The 21,015-nt window shown below is 71.9% G+C and carries 18 protein-coding genes; 10 read left to right on the top strand and 8 right to left on the bottom strand.

Translation table 11 applies throughout. The features are described 5' to 3' along the window. Window positions 1–79: 79 nt before the first annotated feature. On the bottom strand, window positions 80–1,009 hold the full coding sequence (locus tag ACYF6T_RS03845) for a carbohydrate kinase family protein (protein ID WP_461693379.1): 930 nt from the start codon (window positions 1,007–1,009) through the stop codon (window positions 80–82). After that, window positions 1,006–1,683, bottom strand: coding sequence for a class II aldolase/adducin family protein (locus tag ACYF6T_RS03840; protein ID WP_461693377.1), 678 nt, complete (start codon window positions 1,681–1,683; stop codon window positions 1,006–1,008). The genes ACYF6T_RS03845 and ACYF6T_RS03840 overlap by 4 nt, the downstream gene beginning before the upstream one ends. Before the next feature lie 57 nt (window positions 1,684–1,740). Between ACYF6T_RS03840 and ACYF6T_RS03835 the strand changes: the two genes are divergently transcribed. Then, a complete protein-coding gene (locus tag ACYF6T_RS03835) occupies window positions 1,741–2,382 on the top strand; it encodes a TetR/AcrR family transcriptional regulator (RefSeq protein ID WP_461693376.1) in 642 nt (213 codons plus the stop codon). Window positions 2,383–2,633: 251 nt separating this feature from the next. Here ACYF6T_RS03835 and ACYF6T_RS03830 read toward each other — a convergent pair whose 3' ends face one another. Next, on the bottom strand, window positions 2,634–3,302 hold the full coding sequence (locus ACYF6T_RS03830; RefSeq protein ID WP_461693375.1) for a DUF6629 family protein: 669 nt from the start codon (window positions 3,300–3,302) through the stop codon (window positions 2,634–2,636). Between the two features lie 191 nt (window positions 3,303–3,493). On the opposite strand from ACYF6T_RS03830, the gene ACYF6T_RS03825 reads away from it, so the two are divergent. Together ACYF6T_RS03825 and helR are read left to right on the top strand one after the other, a co-directional pair. Beyond that, window positions 3,494–4,720: a glycosyltransferase gene (locus ACYF6T_RS03825; RefSeq protein ID WP_461693374.1), complete on the top strand. Its 1,227-nt coding sequence runs from the start codon at window positions 3,494–3,496 to the stop codon at window positions 4,718–4,720. Continuing rightward, window positions 4,707–7,169: an RNA polymerase recycling motor ATPase HelR gene (helR, locus tag ACYF6T_RS03820; RefSeq protein ID WP_461693373.1), complete on the top strand. Its 2,463-nt coding sequence runs from the start codon at window positions 4,707–4,709 to the stop codon at window positions 7,167–7,169. The genes ACYF6T_RS03825 and helR overlap by 14 nt, the downstream gene beginning before the upstream one ends. Here helR and ACYF6T_RS03815 read toward each other — a convergent pair. Further along, window positions 7,156–7,734: a YciI family protein gene (locus tag ACYF6T_RS03815; RefSeq protein ID WP_461693372.1), complete on the bottom strand. Its 579-nt coding sequence runs from the start codon at window positions 7,732–7,734 to the stop codon at window positions 7,156–7,158. The genes helR and ACYF6T_RS03815 overlap by 14 nt on opposite strands. Before the next feature lie 23 nt (window positions 7,735–7,757). Next, the gene (locus tag ACYF6T_RS03810) at window positions 7,758–9,020 is read right to left on the bottom strand and encodes an MFS transporter (RefSeq protein WP_461693371.1); all 1,263 of its coding nucleotides are present in this window, start codon (window positions 9,018–9,020) and stop codon (window positions 7,758–7,760) included. A gap of 439 nt (window positions 9,021–9,459) precedes the next feature. Between ACYF6T_RS03810 and ACYF6T_RS03805 the strand changes: the two genes are divergently transcribed. From ACYF6T_RS03805 to ACYF6T_RS03780, 6 genes are all read left to right on the top strand, one after another. Next, window positions 9,460–10,704 (top strand): sugar ABC transporter substrate-binding protein, encoded by a 1,245-nt coding sequence (locus tag ACYF6T_RS03805; protein ID WP_461693370.1) that lies wholly within the window; start codon window positions 9,460–9,462, stop codon window positions 10,702–10,704. 5 nt (window positions 10,705–10,709) lie between these two features. Beyond that, window positions 10,710–11,702, top strand: coding sequence for a carbohydrate ABC transporter permease (locus ACYF6T_RS03800; protein ID WP_461693368.1), 993 nt, complete (start codon window positions 10,710–10,712; stop codon window positions 11,700–11,702). Next, window positions 11,699–12,553, top strand: coding sequence for a carbohydrate ABC transporter permease (locus ACYF6T_RS03795; RefSeq protein WP_461693366.1), 855 nt, complete (start codon window positions 11,699–11,701; stop codon window positions 12,551–12,553). Before ACYF6T_RS03800 ends, ACYF6T_RS03795 begins: the two co-directional genes overlap by 4 nt. A gap of 80 nt (window positions 12,554–12,633) precedes the next feature. Next, a complete protein-coding gene (locus ACYF6T_RS03790) occupies window positions 12,634–13,836 on the top strand; it encodes a glycoside hydrolase family 1 protein (protein ID WP_461693365.1) in 1,203 nt (400 codons plus the stop codon). Between the two features lie 116 nt (window positions 13,837–13,952). Next, on the top strand, window positions 13,953–15,374 hold the full coding sequence (locus tag ACYF6T_RS03785; protein ID WP_461693363.1) for a glucoamylase family protein: 1,422 nt from the start codon (window positions 13,953–13,955) through the stop codon (window positions 15,372–15,374). Window positions 15,375–15,450: 76 nt separating this feature from the next. Further along, window positions 15,451–16,590 carry a LacI family DNA-binding transcriptional regulator gene (locus ACYF6T_RS03780; protein WP_461693362.1) on the top strand — a complete coding sequence of 380 codons (1,140 nt, stop codon included), beginning with the start codon at window positions 15,451–15,453 and terminating at the stop codon, window positions 16,588–16,590. A gap of 85 nt (window positions 16,591–16,675) precedes the next feature. Here the strand turns inward: ACYF6T_RS03780 and ACYF6T_RS03775 are convergent, their stop codons facing one another. Then, on the bottom strand, window positions 16,676–17,098 hold the full coding sequence (locus ACYF6T_RS03775) for a secondary thiamine-phosphate synthase enzyme YjbQ (RefSeq protein WP_461693360.1): 423 nt from the start codon (window positions 17,096–17,098) through the stop codon (window positions 16,676–16,678). Window positions 17,099–17,180: 82 nt separating this feature from the next. On the opposite strand from ACYF6T_RS03775, the gene ACYF6T_RS03770 reads away from it, so the two are divergent. After that, complete coding sequence (locus tag ACYF6T_RS03770; RefSeq protein ID WP_461693359.1) at window positions 17,181–18,260, top strand: NAD(P)-binding domain-containing protein; 1,080 nt, start codon at window positions 17,181–17,183, stop codon at window positions 18,258–18,260. Between the two features lie 4 nt (window positions 18,261–18,264). Here the strand turns inward: ACYF6T_RS03770 and mltG are convergent, their stop codons facing one another. Further along, window positions 18,265–19,140: an endolytic transglycosylase MltG gene (mltG, locus tag ACYF6T_RS03765; RefSeq protein WP_461693357.1), complete on the bottom strand. Its 876-nt coding sequence runs from the start codon at window positions 19,138–19,140 to the stop codon at window positions 18,265–18,267. Window positions 19,141–19,183: 43 nt separating this feature from the next. Next, complete coding sequence (locus tag ACYF6T_RS03760; RefSeq protein WP_461693356.1) at window positions 19,184–20,986, bottom strand: ABC transporter ATP-binding protein; 1,803 nt, start codon at window positions 20,984–20,986, stop codon at window positions 19,184–19,186. Window positions 20,987–21,015: the final 29 nt, after the last annotated feature.

The raw sequence follows: 21,015 nt of genomic DNA, 5'->3' as shown, positions 1-21,015 counted from the left end.
GGTCGCCTCCCGGGCGGTGGCGGACCGCGGACGAGGGGTCAGACGCGCTTGCGGCGTGCGACGGGGAACGCGCCTGCGGTCATGTCCGGGTCTTGTGGGTCATGGCGAACTCGTCGGCTTCCGGCAGGTCGAAGTCGCCGTGGTCGCTGCCCAGGCCCTGGGCGACCAGGGCGGCGGAGGCGCTGCCGAGGACGGCGGCCTCGCGCAGGGTGCGCCCGAGGTCGATGCCGCGCAGGTAGCCGGCCGAGAAGGCGTCGCCGCAGCCGGTGGTGTCGACGACGTCGACTTCGAAGGCCGGCACCTCCTCGGTGCCGTCCGCCGTCACCAGCAGCGCGCCCTGGGCGCCGCGCGTGACGGCGACGACGCCCGCTCCGGCCGCGAGGAGCTTCTTCGCGCCGGTGACGAGGTCCTCCTCCTCGCTGAAGCCGAGGACCTGGTCGTCGTTGGGCAGCAGGTGGTCGACGTAGGGCAGCAGCGGCTCGATCTGGTCGAAGGTGCCGAGCGCGCCGGGGGCGAGGAGGTCGACGGAGGTGATCACGTCGTGTTCCTTGGCGTGTTCGAGGATGCGCGCGGCGACCTCGGCGCCGATCAGCTCCGGGCCGCCGAGGTGGAGGTGGCCGGCCTCGGCGACCGCGTCCCAGGGCACGTCGTCGAGGCCGTAGGTGACGTTGGCGCCGAGCAGGTGGAGGGTGGGGCGCTCGCCGTTGGGGCGGATGGGCAGGACCGTGGCCGAGGTGGCGGTGTCGATGCGGCGGACCAGGAACTCGGTGTCGACACCGGCCTTCTGCAGCAGTTGGACGAGGAGGTCGCCGGTGGGGTCGGTGCCGATGGCGCCGGCGGTGCGGACCTCGGCGCCCAGCTTGGCGAGGGTCAGCGCGGTGCCGGCGGCCGTGCCGGCGGCGGTCATGCGGATGTCCTCGACGAGGGTGGCACCCTGGCCCTCGGGTATCTCCTCCACCGGCCGTACCAGTACGTCCAGTACGTGCACGCCCATCGTGACGACCTTCATCGCTGTCCCTCCTGCACGGGGTGGGTGGTGCCGTAGTTGCGGGCGATCGCGGCCTCGATGACCGCGAGTTGCTGCTGTTCGTCGAGAACGCGGGGCTGCCCGAGCGCCGCCGCGCGCTGGTAGACCCCGCACGCCCACTCCAGCAGCAGGGCGTGTTCGACGGCCTGGTCGAGGGTCGGGGCGTGGGTGAGCGCACCGTGGCTGGCCATGAGGGCGGCGCTGCGGCCCTCCAGGGCGGTGATGACGGAGGCGGCGAGTTCGGGGGTGCCGAAGGTGGCGTACGGCGCGACCCGTACGGTGCCACCGAGGGCGAGCAACTGGTAGTGGATGCAGGGCAGTTCGTCCAGCATGCAGGACAGGGCGGTGGCCATCGGGGCGTGCGTGTGGACGATCGCGCCAGTGCCGTAGCGCCGGTACACGCCGAGGTGCAGGTCGAGTTCGGAGGTCGGCTCCAGGGTGCCGGCGACGATGGTCCCGTCGAGGTCCACGACGGTCACCTGATCCTCGGTCAGTTCGGCGAGGACCGCTCCGGTCGCGCTGACGGCGACCCGCTCCCCCACCCGCACGCTGACGTTCCCGGCCGTGCCGATGAGCAGGCCCGCGGCTCCCAGGCGACGGCAGGCGTCCGCCACGGCGGCCCGCTCCCGACCCGGCTCCGAGCTTGAGTCGGTCATGTGCGTGACCGTAACCTAAACCTGAAACAAAGTCACGTTCAGGTTTGGAGGTTGTGGGTGGCAGAGCCGACCGCACGTCCCGGCGGGGCCGCTCCCCTGCGCCGTACCCCGCAACAGGCGCGCAGCCGGGCCCGGTTGGCGCGGGTGCTGCAGGCCGCCGAACGGGTCCTGGTCGGGGAGGGGGTGGAGGCGCTGACCACGACGCGGGTCGCCGCGGAGGCGAAGGTGTCGATCGGGTCGCTGTACCAGTACCTGCCGGACCGGGACGCGATCATCGACGCCCTGGCGGCCGGTTACTTCACGAAGCTGGAAGCGGTCATGGACGACCTGGTCGAGGCCGCGGCGGCGCGGGCGTGGGAGGACCCGGTCGGCGTTCTGGTGGACACCTACGCGGGGCTGTACCGCACCGAACACGGCTTCCGCGCCCTGTGGTTCGGCAGCGGCCTGACCGAACGCACCCGCGCCGCCGACCGCGAGCACAAGCGCCGTATGGCCGACGGCGTCCGCCGCGTCCTGCTCGCCCTCGGCGTCGCCCGCGATGACGCCGCCCTCGCCCGCGCCTGCCACGCGGCGATCCTCGCCGCCGACGCCCTCGCCCAGGAGGCGTTCCGGCGGGACGCGGGCGGTGACGGGGAGTTGCTGAAGGAGGCGAAGGTGATGCTGCGGGGGTATCTGGCGGCGGTGGCGGCGCGCTACTGACGGCTCCCGCGCGTCATCTCCCTGGCCGGGAACGCCCGTTGGCGGATGAGCATCGCTGTCACGGCCTGCGGTGGGAGGCATGGCCGGGCACACCAGCGCGGCGCCCGGCACACCGGACGCCGGAGCGGGGCGGGGCGGGACCGCCGGGAAGGATTTGCCGTCAGCAGTCGGCCGCTTTCACCGCTGGGCCGCGAGATACGCCTGGCACCCGGCAACCCGGTGCCTGGCGACCCGGCGACGCTGTGGCACGGTCATGCCGCGTCCCGTCGCCGGGACCCGGCCCGTACCCGCCCCGCCTCGCCCACCGTCCCGGCCGGCTCCCGTCGCACCCACCCGTACACCACCACCGAGCACACCGCCGCGACCGCGCACCACGTCGAGACGAACTCCAACCGCCACAGCGCCCAGCAGACCAGCGCGCCCGCGCCGACGAGCACGCCGAGAAGGGTCAGCCGGCGGTCGCCGGACAGCAGCAGGGCGCCGACGGTGGCGAAAAGGTAGCCCGCGATCAGCAGTTGGGGGTGCGACAGGCCGATCGCATAGCCGACGGTGTGGCCGCGGATCTCGGCTAGGACGGGTCGGGTGGCGAGGGCGTACGCCAGCCCCGCGGCGGTCGCCGCGCCGGCCGCCGCGGGCCCCGCCAGCCGGGGCAGCGCGCGTCGGGGCGCGGCGCACAGCACCCCGGCGGGCACCCACACCGCCAGCAGGGGCAGCGCGATGACCGCCCAGGCGACGGTGGCCGGGCCGGTGCCCCCGCCGCCGTGCCAGACGGCGGCCTCGACGAGTTGGTGGGCGCCGAGCAGCAACGGCAGCGCGGCGAGCGGCAGATCACGCCGCCGGCGCGTACGGGCCACGCAGACCGCTCCTACGGCAGCGATGCCGCTGCCCGCCACCAGGTCGGCCGTCGCACTCCAGCACATCGGGCCAGTATGACGGGACGGCATGACGGGTCAGGGCAACGGGAAACGCTCAGGGCAACAGAAAAGGCAAGGAGGTCATCCTCTCCTTGCCACTCTCAACTTATAACACACAGGGGGGCTTGCGGCAAGGCCCCCTGTGTACCGCAGAATCGCCTGCCTGGACCACGACCTGCGGAAATGGGGGAACAGGCATGCGTGTCGTGCTGACGACTTGGGGCTCGCGCGGTGACGTCGAACCGCTGGCGGCGCTCGGGGTGCGGTTGCGGGAACTCGGTGCGGAGGTGCGGGTGTGCGCCCCGCCGGACGAGGAGTTCGTGACGCTGCTGGACCGGGTCGGCCTGGAGCTGGTGCCGCTCGGTCCCACGGTGGGGTCGGTGGTGCGGGGTGAGCGACCGCCGACGGCGGCGGACGCGTTCCGGCTCGCGCCGGAGCTGGTGGCCGCCCGGTTCGGCACGCTCACCGCGGCGGCCGAGGGAGCCGACCTGCTGCTGGCGACCGGCCTGATGCCCTCCGGCGCGCACTCGGTGGCCGACAAGCTGGGCATCCGCTACGCGTTCGCGTGCTTCCACCCGTTCGGACTGCCCTCGAAGCACTTCCCGCCGGGCAGGCGGCCGGGCACCCCGTCGTCGCCGGACGAGACCGACCTCAAGGTGCTGTGGCGGCAGGACGACCAGCGGGTCAACGCGCTCTACCTGGAGGCGGAGAACAGCCACCGGGACGCGCTCGGCCTACCGCCCCTGGAGAGCGTGCGGGACTACGCCTTCGACGGCCTGGCGCTGCTGGCGGCCGACCCGGTCCTGGCGCCGTGGCAGCACCTCACGGATCTCGACCTCGTCCAGACCGGCGCCTGGTTCCTGCCGGAGGCCCGCCCGCTTCCCGACGACCTGGAGGCGTTCCTGGGAGCCGGCGAGCCTCCGGTGTACGTGGGCTTCGGCAGCATGGCCATGCAGGCCGCGCCCGACCTGGCCCGGGTGACCGTCGAGGCGGTGCGCGCCCACGGCCGCCGCGTCCTCCTCTCCCGGGGCTGGGCCGGTCTGGCCGCGGTCGACGACGGGGCTGACTGCTTCGTGGCCGGCGAGACCGACCACCAGGCGCTGTTCCCCCGGGTGGCCGCCGTCGTGCACCACGGCGGGGCGGGCACCACGCAGGCCGCCGCCCGAGCGGGGGCGCCGCAGGTGGTCGTACCGCAGATCGCGGACCAGCCGTCCTGGGCGCGGCGCGTGGCCGAGCTCGGCATCGGCGCGGCGCACGACGGCCCGACGCCCACCCTCGGCTCCCTCTCCGCCGCGCTCGGCACGGCCCTGACGCCCGAGACCCGCGCCCGCGCGACCGCCGTGTCCGGCACGGTCCGCACCGACGGGGCGGCGACGGCCGCGAAGCTGCTGCTGGAGGAGGTGGCCGCGGATGGGACCCACTGACGCGAACCACCTGGCCACCGACGCGTCCGACCCGCCCGACCACCTGGCCACCGACGCGTCCGACCCACCCCACCACCGGACCGACGGCACGCTCGACCCGCCCGACCACCCGGCCGACGGCACGCTCGACCCGCCCGACCACCCGGCCGACGGCACGCTCGACCCGCCCAACCACCAGACCGACGGCACGCTCCACCCGCCCCACCACCAGACCACCGGCACGCTCCACCCGCCCAACCACCAGACCACCGGCACGCTCCACCCGCCCAACCACCAGACCACCGGCGCGTTCGACCCACCCCACCACCAGACCACCGGCGCGTTCAACCTGCCCGACCGTCTCTCCGCGAAGGCCGATCCGGCCCTGATCGCCCAGGACGAGCGGCACTTCGCGGCGGTTGCGGAGTGTCTGCGGCAGACGATCGCCGAACTCTCCGAGCGTCTCGACGCCGAGCTGAAGGCGCCGGGCGGTACGGGCCAGCAGGCGATGGACCGGGACATCGAGGTCCACCGGCTGGGCGGACGGCTGCGCACCCTGCGCCGTTTCGGCCTGGATCTGTGTCTGGGGCACATGGTCCGCGCCGGCGACCCCGAGCCCGTGTACGTGGGACGGCTCGGGCTCACCGACGGCGAGGGACGCCGGCTGCTGATCGACTGGCGCTCCCCCGCGGCGGAACCCTTCTTCGCCGCGACCCACGCCCGCCCGATGGGCCTGGTCAGCCGCCGCCGGTACCGCTGGACCGAGGGCCGGATCAGCGACTACTGGGACGAGGTGTTCGACGCCGACGGCCTGGAGGGGCGCGCGGCGCTCGACGACCAGTCCGCGTTCATCGCCAGCCTGGGCGCGGGCCGGTCGGCGCGGATGCGCGACGTGCTCGCCACCATCGCCGCCGACCAGGACGCCGTCATCCGGGCGGGCTCGCGGGGCGCGCTCGTCGTGGACGGCGGGCCGGGCACCGGCAAGACCGTCGTCGCCCTGCACCGCACGGCCCACCTGCTCTACTCCGACCCGCGTCTCGGTCACCGCCGGGGCGGGGTGCTGTTCGTCGGCCCGCACCGCCCCTATCTGGCCTACGTCTCCGACGTCCTGCCCAGTCTGGGCGAGGAGGGCGTGCAGACGTGCCTGCTGCGGGACCTGGTCCCCGAGGGGGCCACCGCGGGCGTGGAGAGCGAACCGGAGGTGGCCCGGCTGAAGGCGTCGGCGGACATGGTGAAGGCGATCGAGAAGGCCGTCGCGTTCTACGAGGAGCCGCCCACCGAGCCGCTGACGGTGACCGTCGACTGGTCCGACCTCGTGCTGACCGCCGACGACTGGGCCGAGGCCTTCGAGTCCCCGGAGCCGGGCACGCCGCACAACGAGGCGCGCGACCAGGTCTGGGAGAAGCTGGTCGCGATCCTGCGCGACAAGTACGACGGTGACGTCCCGCCCGACCGGTTCGCGCGGGCGCTGCGGCAGGACGAGGAGCTCGACGCGGCGCTCGGCCGGGCGTGGCCGCTGCTGGAAGCGGCCGACCTGGTCGGCGACCTGTGGTCGGTACCGGCGTACCTGCGCCTGTGCGCTCCCTGGCTCACGCCCGAGGAGGTACGCAGGCTGCAACGCGCCGACCCGCAGGCCTGGACGGTCTCCGACCTGCCGCTGCTGGACGCGGCGCGACAGCGGCTCGGCGACCCGCGGGCGTCCCGGCGCAGGCGCCGGCGGGAGGCGGAAGCCGCCGCCGAACGCGCCTACCGGGCCCAGGTGACCGAGAACCTGCTGCGGACCGACGACGACTGGCAGCGCATGCTGATGACGATGCTGACCGGCCAGGACCTGCAGAACACCCTGATCGACACGGACGCTCCGCCCACCGCCGAACCCGACCTGCTCGCCGGCCCGTTCGCGCACATCGTCGTCGACGAGGCGCAGGAACTGACCGACGCCGAATGGCAGATGCTGCTGCTGCGCTGCCCGTCCCGCAGCTTCACCATCGTCGGCGACCGCGCCCAGGCCCGGCACGGCTTCACGGAGTCCTGGCGGGAACGGCTCGAACGGATCGGCCTGGACCGGATCACCCTCGCCTCCCTCACCCTCAACTACCGCACCCCGCAGGAGATCATGACGCAGGCCGAACCGGTCATCCGTGCCGTCCTTCCCGACGCCAACGTACCGACGTCCATCCGCAGCACCGGTGTCCCCGTGACCCACGGTTCCACCGCCGACCTGGACACGACCGTCGACACCTGGCTGGCCACCCACGCGGAGGGCACCGCCTGCGTCATCGGCGCCCCCGCGTTCCGTGCCCGCCCCCGCGTCCAGTCGCTGACGCCGGAACTCTCGAAGGGCCTGGAGTTCGACCTGGTCGTCCTCGTCGACCCGGAGAGGTTCGGGGCGGGGATCGAGGGGGCGGTGGACCGGTATGTGGCGATGACACGGGCGACCCAGCGCCTCGTCGTCCTCACGAGCTCCTGACGCGGAAAGGAACGTCGATTCCCTGATCGCGCCCGCCGAACTGCCAGGCGCGGACCTCGACGTCGGCATACTGCTCCACCGTCAGGACGGCCCGGGCCGCCGCCGGGTCCGGCGCCCGGACCAGGGCCGCCGTTCCGAGCCAGGCGGCACCGTCGTCGGACAGCAGGGGCCCGTAGGCGATCAGGGAGTCCCGGTCGGCCGGCACATCGAGATCAACCGCCTGCCCCCACCCGAGACCGAGCACCAGGTACCGGTTGCCACCGCTGCGGCCGCCGGGAAACTCCCACATGGTCCGCCCGAGCGCGTTGCGCCACCGGCGCAGCAGCACGTCCCGGTAGACACCGGCCTGGTAGCCCGGCTCGTCGAAGGCGAACGCCCGCGCGGCGGCGCCGTCCGGCAGTTCGAGGATGTGCACACTGCCCGTGGGTTCCCCGTCGGCCGTCGTCGGACCGCGGGCGATCATCTCGTCGGCGTACCGGTCCATGTACGACCAGTGCGCCTCCAGCAGTTCGTACCGCAGCGCCAGAGCACCGGGCCGGTCACGGTGGAAGCAGAAGAACTCCATGCCGGCCAGTCTTTCCTGACGCCCTACGCGCTGTCCGCCGCCGCCGCGCTCGGCGCCCGGTCCCCCGTGCTCCCGAAGCGGATGCCCTTCGCCTCCCTGCCGACCGCGCTGAGGACGATCACCGCGGTGAGGGCGGGCACCACGGTCCAGGTCAGCGCCGCCGGATAGCCGTGGCGGTCGGCGATGGCCTCCTGGATGGGCAGGTTGAGGGCGGCGATGAGGTTGCCGAGCTGGTAGGTGACGCCCGGGTAGAAGCCGCGGATCGCGTCCGGGCTCATCTCGGTCAGGTGGGCGGGGATGACGCCCCAGGCTCCCTGGACGCACACCTGCATCAGGAAGGAGGAGAGCATGAGCCAGCCCACCTGCGTGGAGAGGGCGAAGAAGGGGACCACGACCAGACCCGCGGCCGCCGCGACCATGATGGTGCGGCGGCGGCCCAGCCGCTCGGAGTACGCGCCGAGCAGGACACCGCCGATGATGGCGCCGACGTTGTAGACGACGGCGATGGCGATGGACGTGTCCGGGGACAGTCCGAGGCCCTTCTTGACGAAGGTCGGGTAGACGTCCTGGGTGCCGTGCGACATCCAGTTGAAGGCGGTCATCAGCGCCACGAGGTAGACGAACCGCCGCAGCACCGCCGGGTTCCTGAACACCTGGTAGGCGGGGGTGCGGTTGACCGCGACGCTCTTCTCCCACACCTCGCTCTCCTCCACACGGGCGCGCACCCACAGCGCGACCAGCGCCGGCACCAGGCTGAAGGCGAACAACCCCCGCCAGCCGAAGGCGGGTTCGATGACGAAGAACGCCACGGCGGCGAGCAGGTACCCCAGCGAGTAGCCGCTCTGCAGCAGACCGGACCAGAAGCCGCGCCGCGCTGCGGGAATCTTCTCCATGGCCAGCGCCGCGCCGAGGCCCCACTCGCCGCCCATCCCGATGCCGTACAGCAGGCGCAGCACCAGCAGGACGGCGTAGTTGGGGGCGAAGGCGCAGGCGAAGCCGACGACGGAGTAGAAGACGACGTCGACCATGAGGGGGACGCGGCGGCCCTTGCGGTCGGCCCACATGCCGAAGAGCAGGGCGCCGACGGGGCGCATCATGAGGGTCGCGGTGGTGAGGAAGGCCATGTCGGTGAGGGAGACGCCGAAGTCGTCGGCGATCTCGCTGTAGACGAGGACCACCAGGAAGTAGTCGAAGGCGTCCATCGCCCAGCCCAAGTAGGCGGCGACGAAGGCGTTGCGCTGATCCCTCGTCAGGCCGGACGCCTGCTCCCGGACGGTCCTCAACATGCCGACCCTCCCTACGACTCCGGTCTCACCACTGCCCCTGTTCGCTGACGCCAAACTTCGCGAAGGCAACCGCCCACGGGGTCCGCGTGCCTCGGTCCGAGCAGCACCGAGGTCCCAGGCCGCTCTCACGGGTCCGGCTCCTTCGAAGCACCTGATCTAAGGACCTGAGGGTTTCACCCCGGCCGGATCGAGAACCAAGCGGACGCCGACGCCCGCTCGATGGACGGCAACTTCACCAGCCGAGGCGCCTCCTCCCGCCGGCCTCTTATCCCGCATGTGAAAATCGCGCGAACCCTGACATATCTACCTCTCACCACCGCCGGGCCGTTACGAGAGCGTTATCGGCGACCCACTTGCCACCACTCCGGCGGTTCCCACAGAGTGATGTATGCGCTTACAGACAGCGCATACATCGGCCAGGCTCAAGGAGGAGCACCCCATGCACCGCGCCGCCAGAACCCCTCTCCTCGCCCTCGTCGCGGCGTCCGCCCTGACTCTGACCGCGTGCGGAGGCAAAGGGGGTTCGGACGTCGACGCCGGCGCGAAGCAGACGCTGACCGTCTGGGCCATGGGCACGGAAGGGGAGAAGCTCGCCGACGTCGCCGAGCAGTACGAGAAGGCCCACCCGAACGTCACCGTCAAGGTGACCCCGATCGGCTGGGACGTCGCCCACCAGAAGCTGGTCGCCGCGGCCGCCGCGGGCAAGCTGCCCGACGTGATGCAGATGGGTTCCAGCTACCTGGGCGAGTTCGCCGACATGGGCGCTCTGGAACCGGTCGACACCAAGGTCTTCGACAAGGGCGACTTCTTCCCGGCCGCCTGGGACCAGGGCGTCTACGACGGCACGGTCTACGGTGTCCCCTGGTACGTCGACACCCGCGTCCTCTTCTACCGCACCGACCTGGCCGAGAAGGCCGGTCTCGACGGCGCCCCGGCCACCATGGCGGACCTGCAGAAGGCGGCCGCGGCCTACCAGGACAAGGCCGGCTCCAAGTGGGGGCTGTCCATCCAGCCCAGCGGACTGGACGCCGTACAGAGCTTCTACCCCTTCCTGTACTCGGCCGGCGGAGCGATCCTCGACCACGACGGCAAGCCCGTCGTCAACAGCGCCGAGGCCGTCAAGGCACTGGAGAACTACGGCAGTTACTTCTCCAAGGGGCTGAGCGACAAGACGTTCCGGCCGGGCTACGACGTCACGAAGGACTTCAACACCGGCACCGTACCGATGTTCTTCAGCGGCCCCTGGGTCGTCGGCCTCCTCGACGACAACTACCCCGGCCTCAAGGGCAAGTGGGCCGTGGCCAACGTGCCGACGGACAAGACCTCGGGGTCCTACTCCGGCGGATCCAGTCTGGCGATCTCCGCGGACAGCACGCACAAGGCCGCCGCCAAGGAGTTCATCGGCTACCTCACCGACGCCAAGGGCCAGGCCGACTGGTACGAGCGCACCAAGGACCTGCCCGCCAACACCGCGGCGTGGAAGACGGGCGAGCTCGCCACCGACGCGACCATGAACGTGTTCCGCAAGCAGATGGAGACCGCCCAGGCGCTGCCCGCCGAGCCCAAGGGGACCGAGATCACCGCCAAGGTCGACGACGCGATCGGGGCGGTGAGCCAGGGCAAGTCCTCGGCGAAGGCGGCCCTGGACAAGGCGCAGGCCGAGATCGAGAACCTGGTGGGCTGACCGGCATGTCGCTCTCCATCGGACCGGCCGCGGACGACACCGCCGTGTCGAAGAGCCGCCGCGCAACCGGTACCCCGTCGCCGGACAGCGGATCGCGGCCGCACGGCCGACCGCGTTCGCTGGGCCGCCGCACCCTCCACGGCTGGCTGTTCTCCACGCCCTTCCTGGTGCTGTTCGGCGTCTTCATGCTGTTCCCGATCGTGGCGACGCTCTGGATGAGCTTCACCGACTTCGGGGTCCGCGACGTCCGGCAGCCGCTGGAGGCGCAGTTCGTCGGCCTCGACAACTACACGAAGCTCTTCAGCGACGACACCTTCCTCACGGCCCTGTTCAACACCGCCTACTTCGTGGTGGTCGGAGTGCCGCTGACCATCGTGCTCGGCCTGCTGGTGGCGCTGCTGCTGAACAACGGCATCGACCGGGCCCGCACCTTCTTCCGCGTCGGTTTCTACGCCCCCGTCGTCACCTCCATCGTCGCGGTGGCCGTCGTCTGGCGCTTCGTGCTCGACCCGACCGACGGCCTGGTGGCCGGCCTCGCGGCCGAACTCGGCGCGAAGGCACCGGACTTCCTCGGCTCCGAGACCTGGGCCATGCCCTCGCTGATCCTGCTGGCGGTCTGGCGCAACCTGGGCACCGTCATGGTGCTGTTCATCGCCGGGCTGCAGGCGATTCCCGCCGAAGTGCGGGAGGCCGCACGGCTCGACGGCGCCGGCGGCTGGCAGGAACTGCGGCGCATCACCGTGCCGTTGCTGCGGCCGACGCTGCTGTACGCCACGGTCATCACGACCATCGGCTATCTGAACGTCTTCGAGGAACCCTTCGTGATGACGCAGGGCGGACCCGACAACGCCACCTTGACGGTGTCCCTGGACATGTACCGAGAGGGCTTCAACTTCTTCCACATGGGCTATGCGAGCGCCATGGCGTACGTCCTGTTCGTGGTGATCATGGGCATCACGGTGCTCCAGCTCCGACTGCTGAAGGACAACACCCGATGAGCGCCCCCAGCGACCTGCGCCGGCCTGACCGCGCCCGCCGGCCCCTGATGTACCTGCTCGCCTCGCTGGGCCTGCTGGTGATGGCGACGCCGTTCCTCTGGATGGCGCTGTCCGCCTTCAAGACCCGGCGGGACCTGACGGCCAGCCCGCCGGTGTGGCTGCCCACGCGGTGGACACTGGGCAACTTCCGTGCCCTGCTGGACCAGTTGGACATGCCGCGCTACTTCCTGAACTCGCTGATCGTGGCCGTCCTCGTGACCGTCTGCAATCTGCTGTTCTGCTCCATGCTCGGCTACGCGCTGGCGAAGCTGGACTTCGCGGGCCGCTCCAAGGTCTTCGGCGTCGTGCTCGCGGCGCTGATGGTGCCGGCGAACCTGCTGATCCTTCCGCTGTACGTGCTGATGAGCGAGCTGAACCTCATCGACTCCTACGCCGGGCTCGTCCTGCCGTTCGCCGCGGGCGCCTTCGGTGTCTTCCTGATGCGGCAGTTCATGCAGTCGGTGCCCGACGAAGTGCTGGAGGCGGCCAGGATCGACGGCGCGGGCGAGTGGTACATCTTCTGGCGCATCGTGCTGCCCCTGGTCAAGCCCGCCCTGGCGACGCTGACGATCTTCACGTTCCTCGGCTCGTGGAACAACTTCGTCTGGCCGCTGGTCGCCACCAACGACCCCGGCAAGTACACGCTTCCGGTGGCGCTGGCGACCTTCGCCAACGATCCCAACCGCACGGTCGCCGGCGGCAACGGGATGCTCATGGCCGGCTCGCTGCTGGTCGTGCTGCCCGTCCTGGTCGTCTTCGCCGTCCTCCAGCGCCACTTCACCCAGGGCATCGCCACCGCCGGCCTCAAGTGACCGGCCCGCCGCCCGGACAGACCGATCGCGCCCCGCTCACGCAGACAGACGCGCCCCGCTCACACAGACAGAAACGGACGATGACGCACACTTCCCTCCCCTTCCCCGACGGCTTCCTGTGGGGTGCCTCCACCGCCGCCCACCAGATCGAGGGGAACAACGTCAACAGCGACTGGTGGCGCAAGGAGCACGACCCGGCGGCCGGCATCGAGGAGCCGAGCCTGGACGCCTGCGACAGCTACCACCGCTGGGAGCAGGACATGGACCTGCTCGCCCGCCTCGGCTTCACCGACTACCGCTTCAGCGTCGAGTGGGCCCGTATCGAGCCGGTCCCCGGCGCCTTCTCCCGGGCCGAGATCGCGCACTACCGCCGCATGGTGGAAGGCGCCCTGGCCCGCGGGCTGCGCCCGATGGTGACCCTGCACCACTTCACCGTGCCGCGCTGGTTCGAGGACCTCGGCGGCTGGACCGCCGACGGCGCCGTGGAGCTGTTCGCCCGGTACGTCGAGCACTGCGCGCCGATCATCGCCCACGGAGTGGGCCACGTGTGCACCATCAACGAGCCCAACATGATCGCCGTGATGGCCGGCCTCGCCAGGCGCGGCGAGCGGGGCTTCCCGCCCGCCGGGCTGCCGTTCCCGGACCGCGAGACCAGCAGCGCCGTGATCGCGGCGCACCACGCGGCGGTCAAGGCGGTGCGGGCCGTCAACCCGGACATCCGGGTCGGCTGGACCATCGCCAACCAGGTCTACCAGGCGCTGCCCGGCGCCGAGGAGGTCGCCGACGCCTACCGCCACCCCCGCGAGGACGTCTTCATCGAGGCGGCCCGCGGCGACGACTTCATCGGCGTCCAGTCCTACACCCGCACCCGGATCGGGCCCGACGGCCCGATTCCGGCACCCGCGGACGCCGAGCGCACGCTGACGCAGTGGGAGTACTACCCGGCCGCCGTCGGCCACGCCCTGCGCCACACCGCGCGGATCGCCGGCGCCGGCATGCCGCTGATCGTCACCGAGAACGGCATCGCCACCAGCGACGACAGCCGCCGCGTCGACTACTACACCGGCGCCCTCGCGGCGGTCGCCGCCGCCCTGGAGGACGGCGTCGACGTCCGGGGCTACCTGGCCTGGAGCGCCCTGGACAACTACGAGTGGGGCTCCTTCAAGCCCACCTTCGGCCTCATCGCGGTCGACCCGGTCACCTTCGCACGCACCCCCAGGCCGTCCGCCGAATGGCTCGGCGGCCTCGGCCGCAGCCGCCGGCTGCCGCGCGGCACCGCCTGAACGCACCCCATCCCCGCATCCCCGCGTACCCGGGAGCCTACGTACCCGGGAGCCGGCGGTCCCCTGACACCCGCCGGCTCCCGTCCCCGCCCGCCCCATCGAGGAGTTGATCCCGCATGAACCGTCGCAGGTTCCTCACGGCCGCCACCGGCACGGCAGCGGCCGTCTGCGCCGGCGGCCCCACGGCCTTCGCCGGCACCGCGACCCGGGCCGGCACCGCCCCCGACGGCGCCTTGCTGCGCACCTGGTTCGAGGCGACGTACCGCTCGATCACGGCCATGACCACGGAGTTCGGCCTGGCCGCCGACAAGATCGACGTCAGTGGCGCCGGCGCGCCCGTCCCCTCCTCGCAGACCTCGCCCACCAACATCGGCTGCGGGCTGTGGTCCACGGTGGCCGCGGCCGGTCTCGGCGTCCTCTCCCCCTCCCGCATGCACGACCGCCTCGCGCGCATGGTGGCGGCGGTGGAGCGGCTGGAGCGCGCGCACGGCTTCTGGTTCAACTGGTACGACGCCCATGACGGTTCGGTCCTGACGACGTGGCCGGAGAACGGCAGCGCGGTCCGCCCGTTCCTGTCCACCGTGGACAACGCCTGGCTGATCACCGGTCTGCGCATCGCCGCCGACGCCGACCCCGCGCTGCGCCCGCGCGTCGCCCGCCTCCTCGACGCAGCCGACTGGTCGTACTTCTACACCCCCTACGACCCCGCCGATCCCGTCGCGGGACCCGGCCAGCTGCGCGGCGGCTACTGGCCCGACAAGCCGGGCAAGGGCGAGCCCACCGGCCACCACTACGGAGCTCTCAACACCGAGCCCCGCATGGCCAGTTACCTCGGCATAGCCGACGGCTCGCTGCCCGCCGAGCACTACTGGCACCTCTTTCGCACCCTGCTGCCCGGCATGGGGCAGGAGCAGGAGCCCGAGGGCGATTACGTCACGGTCGACGGCGTGCGCGTCTGGGAGGGCCACTACACCTACCGCGGCCGCGACCTCGTCCCCACCTGGGGCGGTTCGATGTTCGAGGCCCTGATGGTGCCCCTGTTCGTGCCCGAGGCGGAGTGGTCGCCGCGTTCCTGGGGGACCACGCACCAACGCTATGTCCGCAGCCAGATCGAACACGGCCTGGACGAGGAGAGGTACGGCTACTGGGGCTTCTCCCCCGCCAGCATCCCCGAAGGGGGATACCGCGAGTACGGCGTCGACGCCATCGGCATGCAGGAGGACGGCTACGACTCCCTGGGCGTGGTCACCCCGCACGCCTCCTTCCTCGCCCTGCCCCAGGCGGCCGAGGAGGCCGTCGCCAACCTCCGGGCGCTCGACCGGGACTTCGCAGCGTACGACGACCGCTACGGCTTCCGGGATTCCGTGAACGTCCGGACGGGCCTGGTCAGCGACTTCGTCCTCGCCCTGGACCAGGGCATGATCGCCGCGGCGCTGGCCCAGCACCTGCGTCCCGGACTGCTCCAACGCCCCTTCCGCACGGGAGGGTTCCGCTCCCGGGTGCGGCCCCTGCTGGGCAGGGAGCGGTTCGGCATCTGAGCTCCCGGGGCTCCCTTCGCGCCCGTGACGGGCGCCGGTGTCTCTTGCCCGGCCATCGGGACAGGACCTAAAATGAATGCGCTTACAAACGTATGCGCGTGCACGCCCACCACTCCGGGAGTCCCTTTACGTGAGCAACGCCCCCACGGTGTACGACGTCGCCGAACGGTCCGGGGTCTCGATCGCCACCGTCTCCCGGGTGTACCGCACCCCGGACTCCGTCCGCGCCGAGACGCGTGAGCGCGTGCTGGCGGCGGCCCGCGAACTGGGCTACGTGCCGAGCGGCAACGCCCGCGGGCTCGCCAGCCGTTCCACCGGCATCCTCGGCCTGTGCTTCCCGGACTACTCCGACCCGGACGCGGAGGCGACCGAGGCGGAGGACGAGGACGCCGCCATGCTCTACTCCGACCAGATCATCCGGGGCATGGAGCGCGCCGCGCGCCGCCACGGCTACGCGCTGCTCATCGCCGCGTCCCTGCAAGGCGGCCCGGAGAGTCTGGTGGCCAAGGTCGCCGGGCGCGTCGACGGCTTCGCGGTGCTCGCCCGGACGGTGCCGACGGAGGAACTGGAGGTCATCTCCCGCCGTCAGCCGGTGGTGATGCTGGCCGGGCCCCGGGAGGGAGCCGACCACCTGGACCACATCGAGGTCGCCAATTTCGACGGCCAGCTGGAACTGACCCGGCACCTCGTCGAGGACCACGGCCTGCGCCGCCTCGCCTACGTCGGCTCGGCGGAGGAGTCCCCGGACGTGGAAGCCCGCTTCCGCGGCTATCTCGCGGCCTGCCGGTCCGGCGGACTGGAGGTGGGCGACGAGCCCGACCTGCGGGTGGGGATGATGACCCAGGCCGAGGGCGCGCGGGTCGTGGACACCCTGTTCGCCCGGAACGCCGGACGACCCGAGGCCCTCGTCTTCGCCAACGACCAGATGGCCGTGGGCGCCCTGCACGCGCTTCAGGAGCGCGGCTTGCGCGTCCCGGAGGACGTGGTGGTCACCGGCTTCGACGGCATTCCCCTCAGCCGCCTGGTGCGTCCGGCGCTGACCACGGTGCGCCAGCCCATGCTGCGAATGGGAGAGGAGGCGGTGGAACTGCTGATGAGGCGGCTGAGCGGGGCACGGGAAACCGAGCCGAGGTCGGTGATGCTTCCCGTGACGGTGGTACGGCGGGGCAGCTGCGGGTGCGCCGGTACGGCGGAGACAGAGCCGGGCGTCCGCTGAGGCCCTCACCCGACGACGACGAAGGCTGCGACGGGCCCCGGGACCGGGCCCGGCGTCGCTGCCGCAGCCGTCACGCCGGGTCGTCTCAGGCCAGGAAGCTCAACCTCACCTGACGGTTGGCGTTGTCCCTGTTGGTGTCGACGAGGCACACCGACTGCCACGTCCCCAGCTCCAGCCGGCCGCCCACCACCGGCAGGGTCGCGTGCGGGGGGACGAGGGCGGGCAGGACGTGGTCGCGGCCGTGACCGGGGCTGCCGTGGCGGTGCTGCCAGCGGTCGTCGGCGGGGAGCAGGGTGTGGAGCGCGGCGAGCAGGTCGTCGTCGCTGCCGGCGCCCGTCTCGATCAACGCGATGCCGGCGGTCGCGTGCGGGACGAAGACGTTCAGCAGCCCGTCGCGGCCCGCGGCGGCGTCCCGGAGGAACGCCTCGCAGTCGTGGGTGAGGTCCACGATCCGCTCACTGGAGCCGGACGTGACGTTCAGGACTCGGGTGGTGAAGGCGTCTGACATGCCTCCCATCCTGACGCACGGCGCCGCGCACCCAGGCGATCCACACGGGAAGATCCACGCCTTCACGACCGTTGGTAGAAGCGTGAACAACACGCGCGAGGTCGACGTCGTCGTCATCGGCGCAGGTCAGGCAGGTCTGTCCAGCGCCTATCACCTGCGGCGCACCGGTTTCGAGCCGGAGCGGGACTTCGTCGTGCTGGACCACTCCCCCGGCCCCGGCGGCGCCTGGCAGTTCCGGTGGCCGTCACTGACGTACGGCAAGGTGCACGGGATGCACGCGCTGCCCGGCAAGGAGCTGACGGACGCCGATCCGGCGCGGCCCTCCTCCGAGGTGATCGCCGCGTACTTCGCCGACTACGAGCGCGCCTTCGACCTGCGCGTGCGGCGGCCCGTCGACGTGCGGGCGGTGCGCGAGGGCGAGGGCGGGCGGCTGCTCGTCGAGACCTCGGACGGGAACTGGTCGACGCGGGCGCTGATCAACGCGACGGGCACCTGGGACCGGCCGTTCTGGCCGCGCCATCCCGGCCAGGAGTCCTTCCGGGGGCGGCAGTTGCACACCGCGCAGTACCCGGGCCCGGAGGCGTTCGCCGGGCTGCGGGTGGTCGTGGTCGGCGGTGGCGCCTCCGGCACGCAGCACCTGATGGAGATCGCCCCGTACGCGGCCTCCACCACGTGGGTGACCCGGCGCCCGCCGGTCTTCCGCGAGGGCCCCTTCACCGAGGACGCGGGCCGGGCGGCGGTCGCGCTCGTGGAGGAGCGGGTGCGGCAGGGGTTGCCGCCGAAGAGCGTGGTGTCGGTCACCGGGCTGCCGCTGAACGACTCCGTCCGGCAGGCCATCGCCGACGGCGTCCTGGACCGGCAGCCCATGTTCGACCGGATCGTGCCGGACGGCGTCCAGTGGCGGGACGGGCGGCACGTGCGGGCCGACGTCATCCTGTGGGCCACCGGCTTCCGGGCCGCCATCGACCATCTCGCCCCGCTGCGGCTGCGTGAGCCGGGCGGCGGCATCCGGGTCGAGGGCACGCGCGCGGTCGCCGATCCGCGGGTCCATCTCGTCGGGTACGGCCCCTCGGCCAGCACCATCGGCGCCAACCGCGCCGGCCGGGCCGCCGTCCGGGACATCAGGCGGCTGCTGGCGGAGCCCGAGCCGGTGGCCGCCTGACGCGTCACCTCGGCGGACGTGTGCCGGCCTGGAGGGCGTTGAACTCGGCCACGTTGCGCTGGTGCTCCGCGTAGTCGGCGGTGAAGCGGGTGTCCCCCGGTTTGACCGTGACGAAGTACAGCCAGTCCCCTGGCGGCGGGTTGATGGCGGCGCGCATCGCCTCCTCGCCCGGGTTGTCGATCGGCGTGGGCGGCAGCCCCATGCGCTGGTACGAGTTGTAGGGGCTGTCGATGCGCGTGTCGTCGCCGGTCGTCTTCAGCGTGGCGCGGTGGAGGGCGTAGTTGATGGTGGAATCCATCTGCAGCGGCATCCCCCGCTCCAGCCGGTTGAAGACGACCCGGGCCACCTTCCCCATGTCGGCCTTCGAGGCCGCCTCGGCCTGGACGATGCTCGCGATGGTGACCGCCTGGTAGACGTTCATGGCGTTGCGCTGCGCGCCGGCCGCGACGGGTGCGCCGTTGAACTTCCTGTTCGCGGTGTCGACCATGAACGACAGCAGGGACTCGGGCGTCGCCCGCTTGCCGTTCTGTTCGAGCGGATACGTGGCCGGGAAGAGGTAGCCCTCCGGGTTGCCCTCCGCGTCGGCGGGCAGCTTCAGGTTCGCCTTCGCCAGGGACTTCCTGGTGCTGCCGGCGGGCAGGGCGAGGGCCTTGTCGACGGCATCGTAGACCTGGCTCGCCCGCCAGCCCTCCGGGATCACCAGTGAGGTGGGCCGGGTGTCCCCGTCGCTCTCCAGGCTCAGCAGCGGCACCGCCACGGCGGTGCCGGCCACGACGGCTCCGGTCGCGACGAGGGCGAGCCGGCCCCTGCGCGTCAGTCGAATCGTCTTCCGAGTGCTTCGAGCCTTGCGGCTGCTCGGTGGCGGTGTGGTGGGGTACATGCGGGCACGTTAACCCGCATACCGTCACAAACCCGGCATATTTTCAGCTTGTCGGTTCCAGTTGGACATCCCGGCGTACGAGCGCCGCGTACCGCCCGTCCTGCTCCAGCAGTTCCTCGTGCGTGCCGCGCTCGGCCACCCGCCCGGAGTCGAGGACCACGATCTGGTCGGCCCCGCGGACGGTGGACAGGCGGTGCGCAATGGTGAGGGTGGTGCGGTTGGCCGACAGGGCGTCGATGGCCTCCTGGACGGCGGCCTCGGTGCGGGTGTCCAGGGCACTGGTCGCCTCGTCGAGGATCAGCACCGGCGGATCGCGCAGGATGGTGCGGGCGATGGCCAGGCGCTGCTTCTCACCGCCGGAGAAGCGGTGCCCGCGCTCGCCGACGACCGTGTCGTAGCCGTCGGGCAGGGACGCGATGTGGTCGTGGATCTGGGCCGCCTCGGCCGCCGCGTACAGCTCCTCGTCGGTGGCGTCCGGCTTGGCGAAGCGGAGGTTGTCGGCGACGGAGGCGTGGAAGAGGTACGTCTCCTGCGAGACGACGCCGACCGCGCGGGCGAGGGTGTCGAAGTCGAGGTCGCGGACGTCGACGCCGTCGAGGGTGACGCGGCCGCCGGTGACGTCGTACAGCCGCGGGACGAGATAGCCGAGGGTGGACTTGCCGGCGCCGGTCGGGCCGACGACGGCGAGGCTGCTGCCCGCGGGGACGTGGACGTCGATGCCGTCGAGGATGGGGCCGCCCTTGTCGTCGTAGCGGAACTCGACGTCCTCGAAACGGACTTCGCCCTTGATCTGGTCGAGGTGGACCGGGTTGTCGCGCTCGGTGATGTCGACGGGCAGGTCGAGGTACTCGAAGATGCGCTGGAAGAGCGCGAGCGAGCTCTGGATCTGGACGCCGGTCGACAGCAGGCTGACGGCGGGGCGGAACAGGCCCTGCTGCAGCGAGACGAAGGCGACGATCGTGCCGATGGAGATGTCCGGGCCGCCCGCCTGGAGCGCGACGCCCGCGGTCCAGTAGATGACGGCCGGCATGGCGGCCATGACGATCGTGATGACGGCCATCCGCCAGCGACCGGCCATGTTCGACCGCACTTCCAGGTCGACCAGGCCCTCCGACTCCTCGGCGAAGGACCTCGTCAGCGAGTCGGTGCGGCCCATCGTGCGGCCGAGCAGGATGCCGCTGACCGAGAGCGACTCGGTGACCGTGGCGGCCATCGCGGCCATCTGCTTCTGGCGCTGGGTGGTGATCTTCTTGCGTTCGTTGCCGACGCGGCGGCTGATCCACACGAAGACCGGCAGCAGGACCATCGAGACGAGGGTCAGCCGCCAGTCCAGGGCGACCATCGCGACGATCGTGGCGACGACGCTGGTCAGGTTGGAGACCAGGGAGGTGGCGGTGGAGGTGACGGTGGCCTGCATGCCGCCGATGTCGTTGGCGATGCGGGACTGCACCTCGCCGGTGCGGGTGCGGGTGAAGAAGGCGAGGGACATGCGCTGCAGGCGCCCGTAGACGGCGGTGCGCAGGTCGTGCATGACGCGCTGGCCGACGGTGGTGGAGATCAGCGTCTGCAGGACGCCGAAGACGCTGGTCAGCACCGCGCTGAAGATCATGCCGAGCGCGAGCAGGCTGAGCAGTCCGGTGCGGCCCTGCGGGATGGCGACGTCGAGGGTCGCCTTCAGCAGGAAGGGGGTGGCGACCGAGACCAGGGAGGCGGCGCCGACCAGGAGGCCGACGACGGCGAGGCGCCCGCGGTAGGGGCGGAAGAGTGCCAGGATGCGGCGCACCTGCCGGGGTTGGCCCTTGGCGTCGGCCGGCGGTGTCCAGCGGGGTTCGTGGTCGGGGTGCATGGGCTCCTACGGGGAGTGAGAGGACGGAG

The organism is Streptomyces sp. 7R007 (assembly GCF_054850255.1).
Note: the sequence above shows the minus strand (reverse complement) of the source record. Positions and strands in the feature narration are given on the sequence as shown.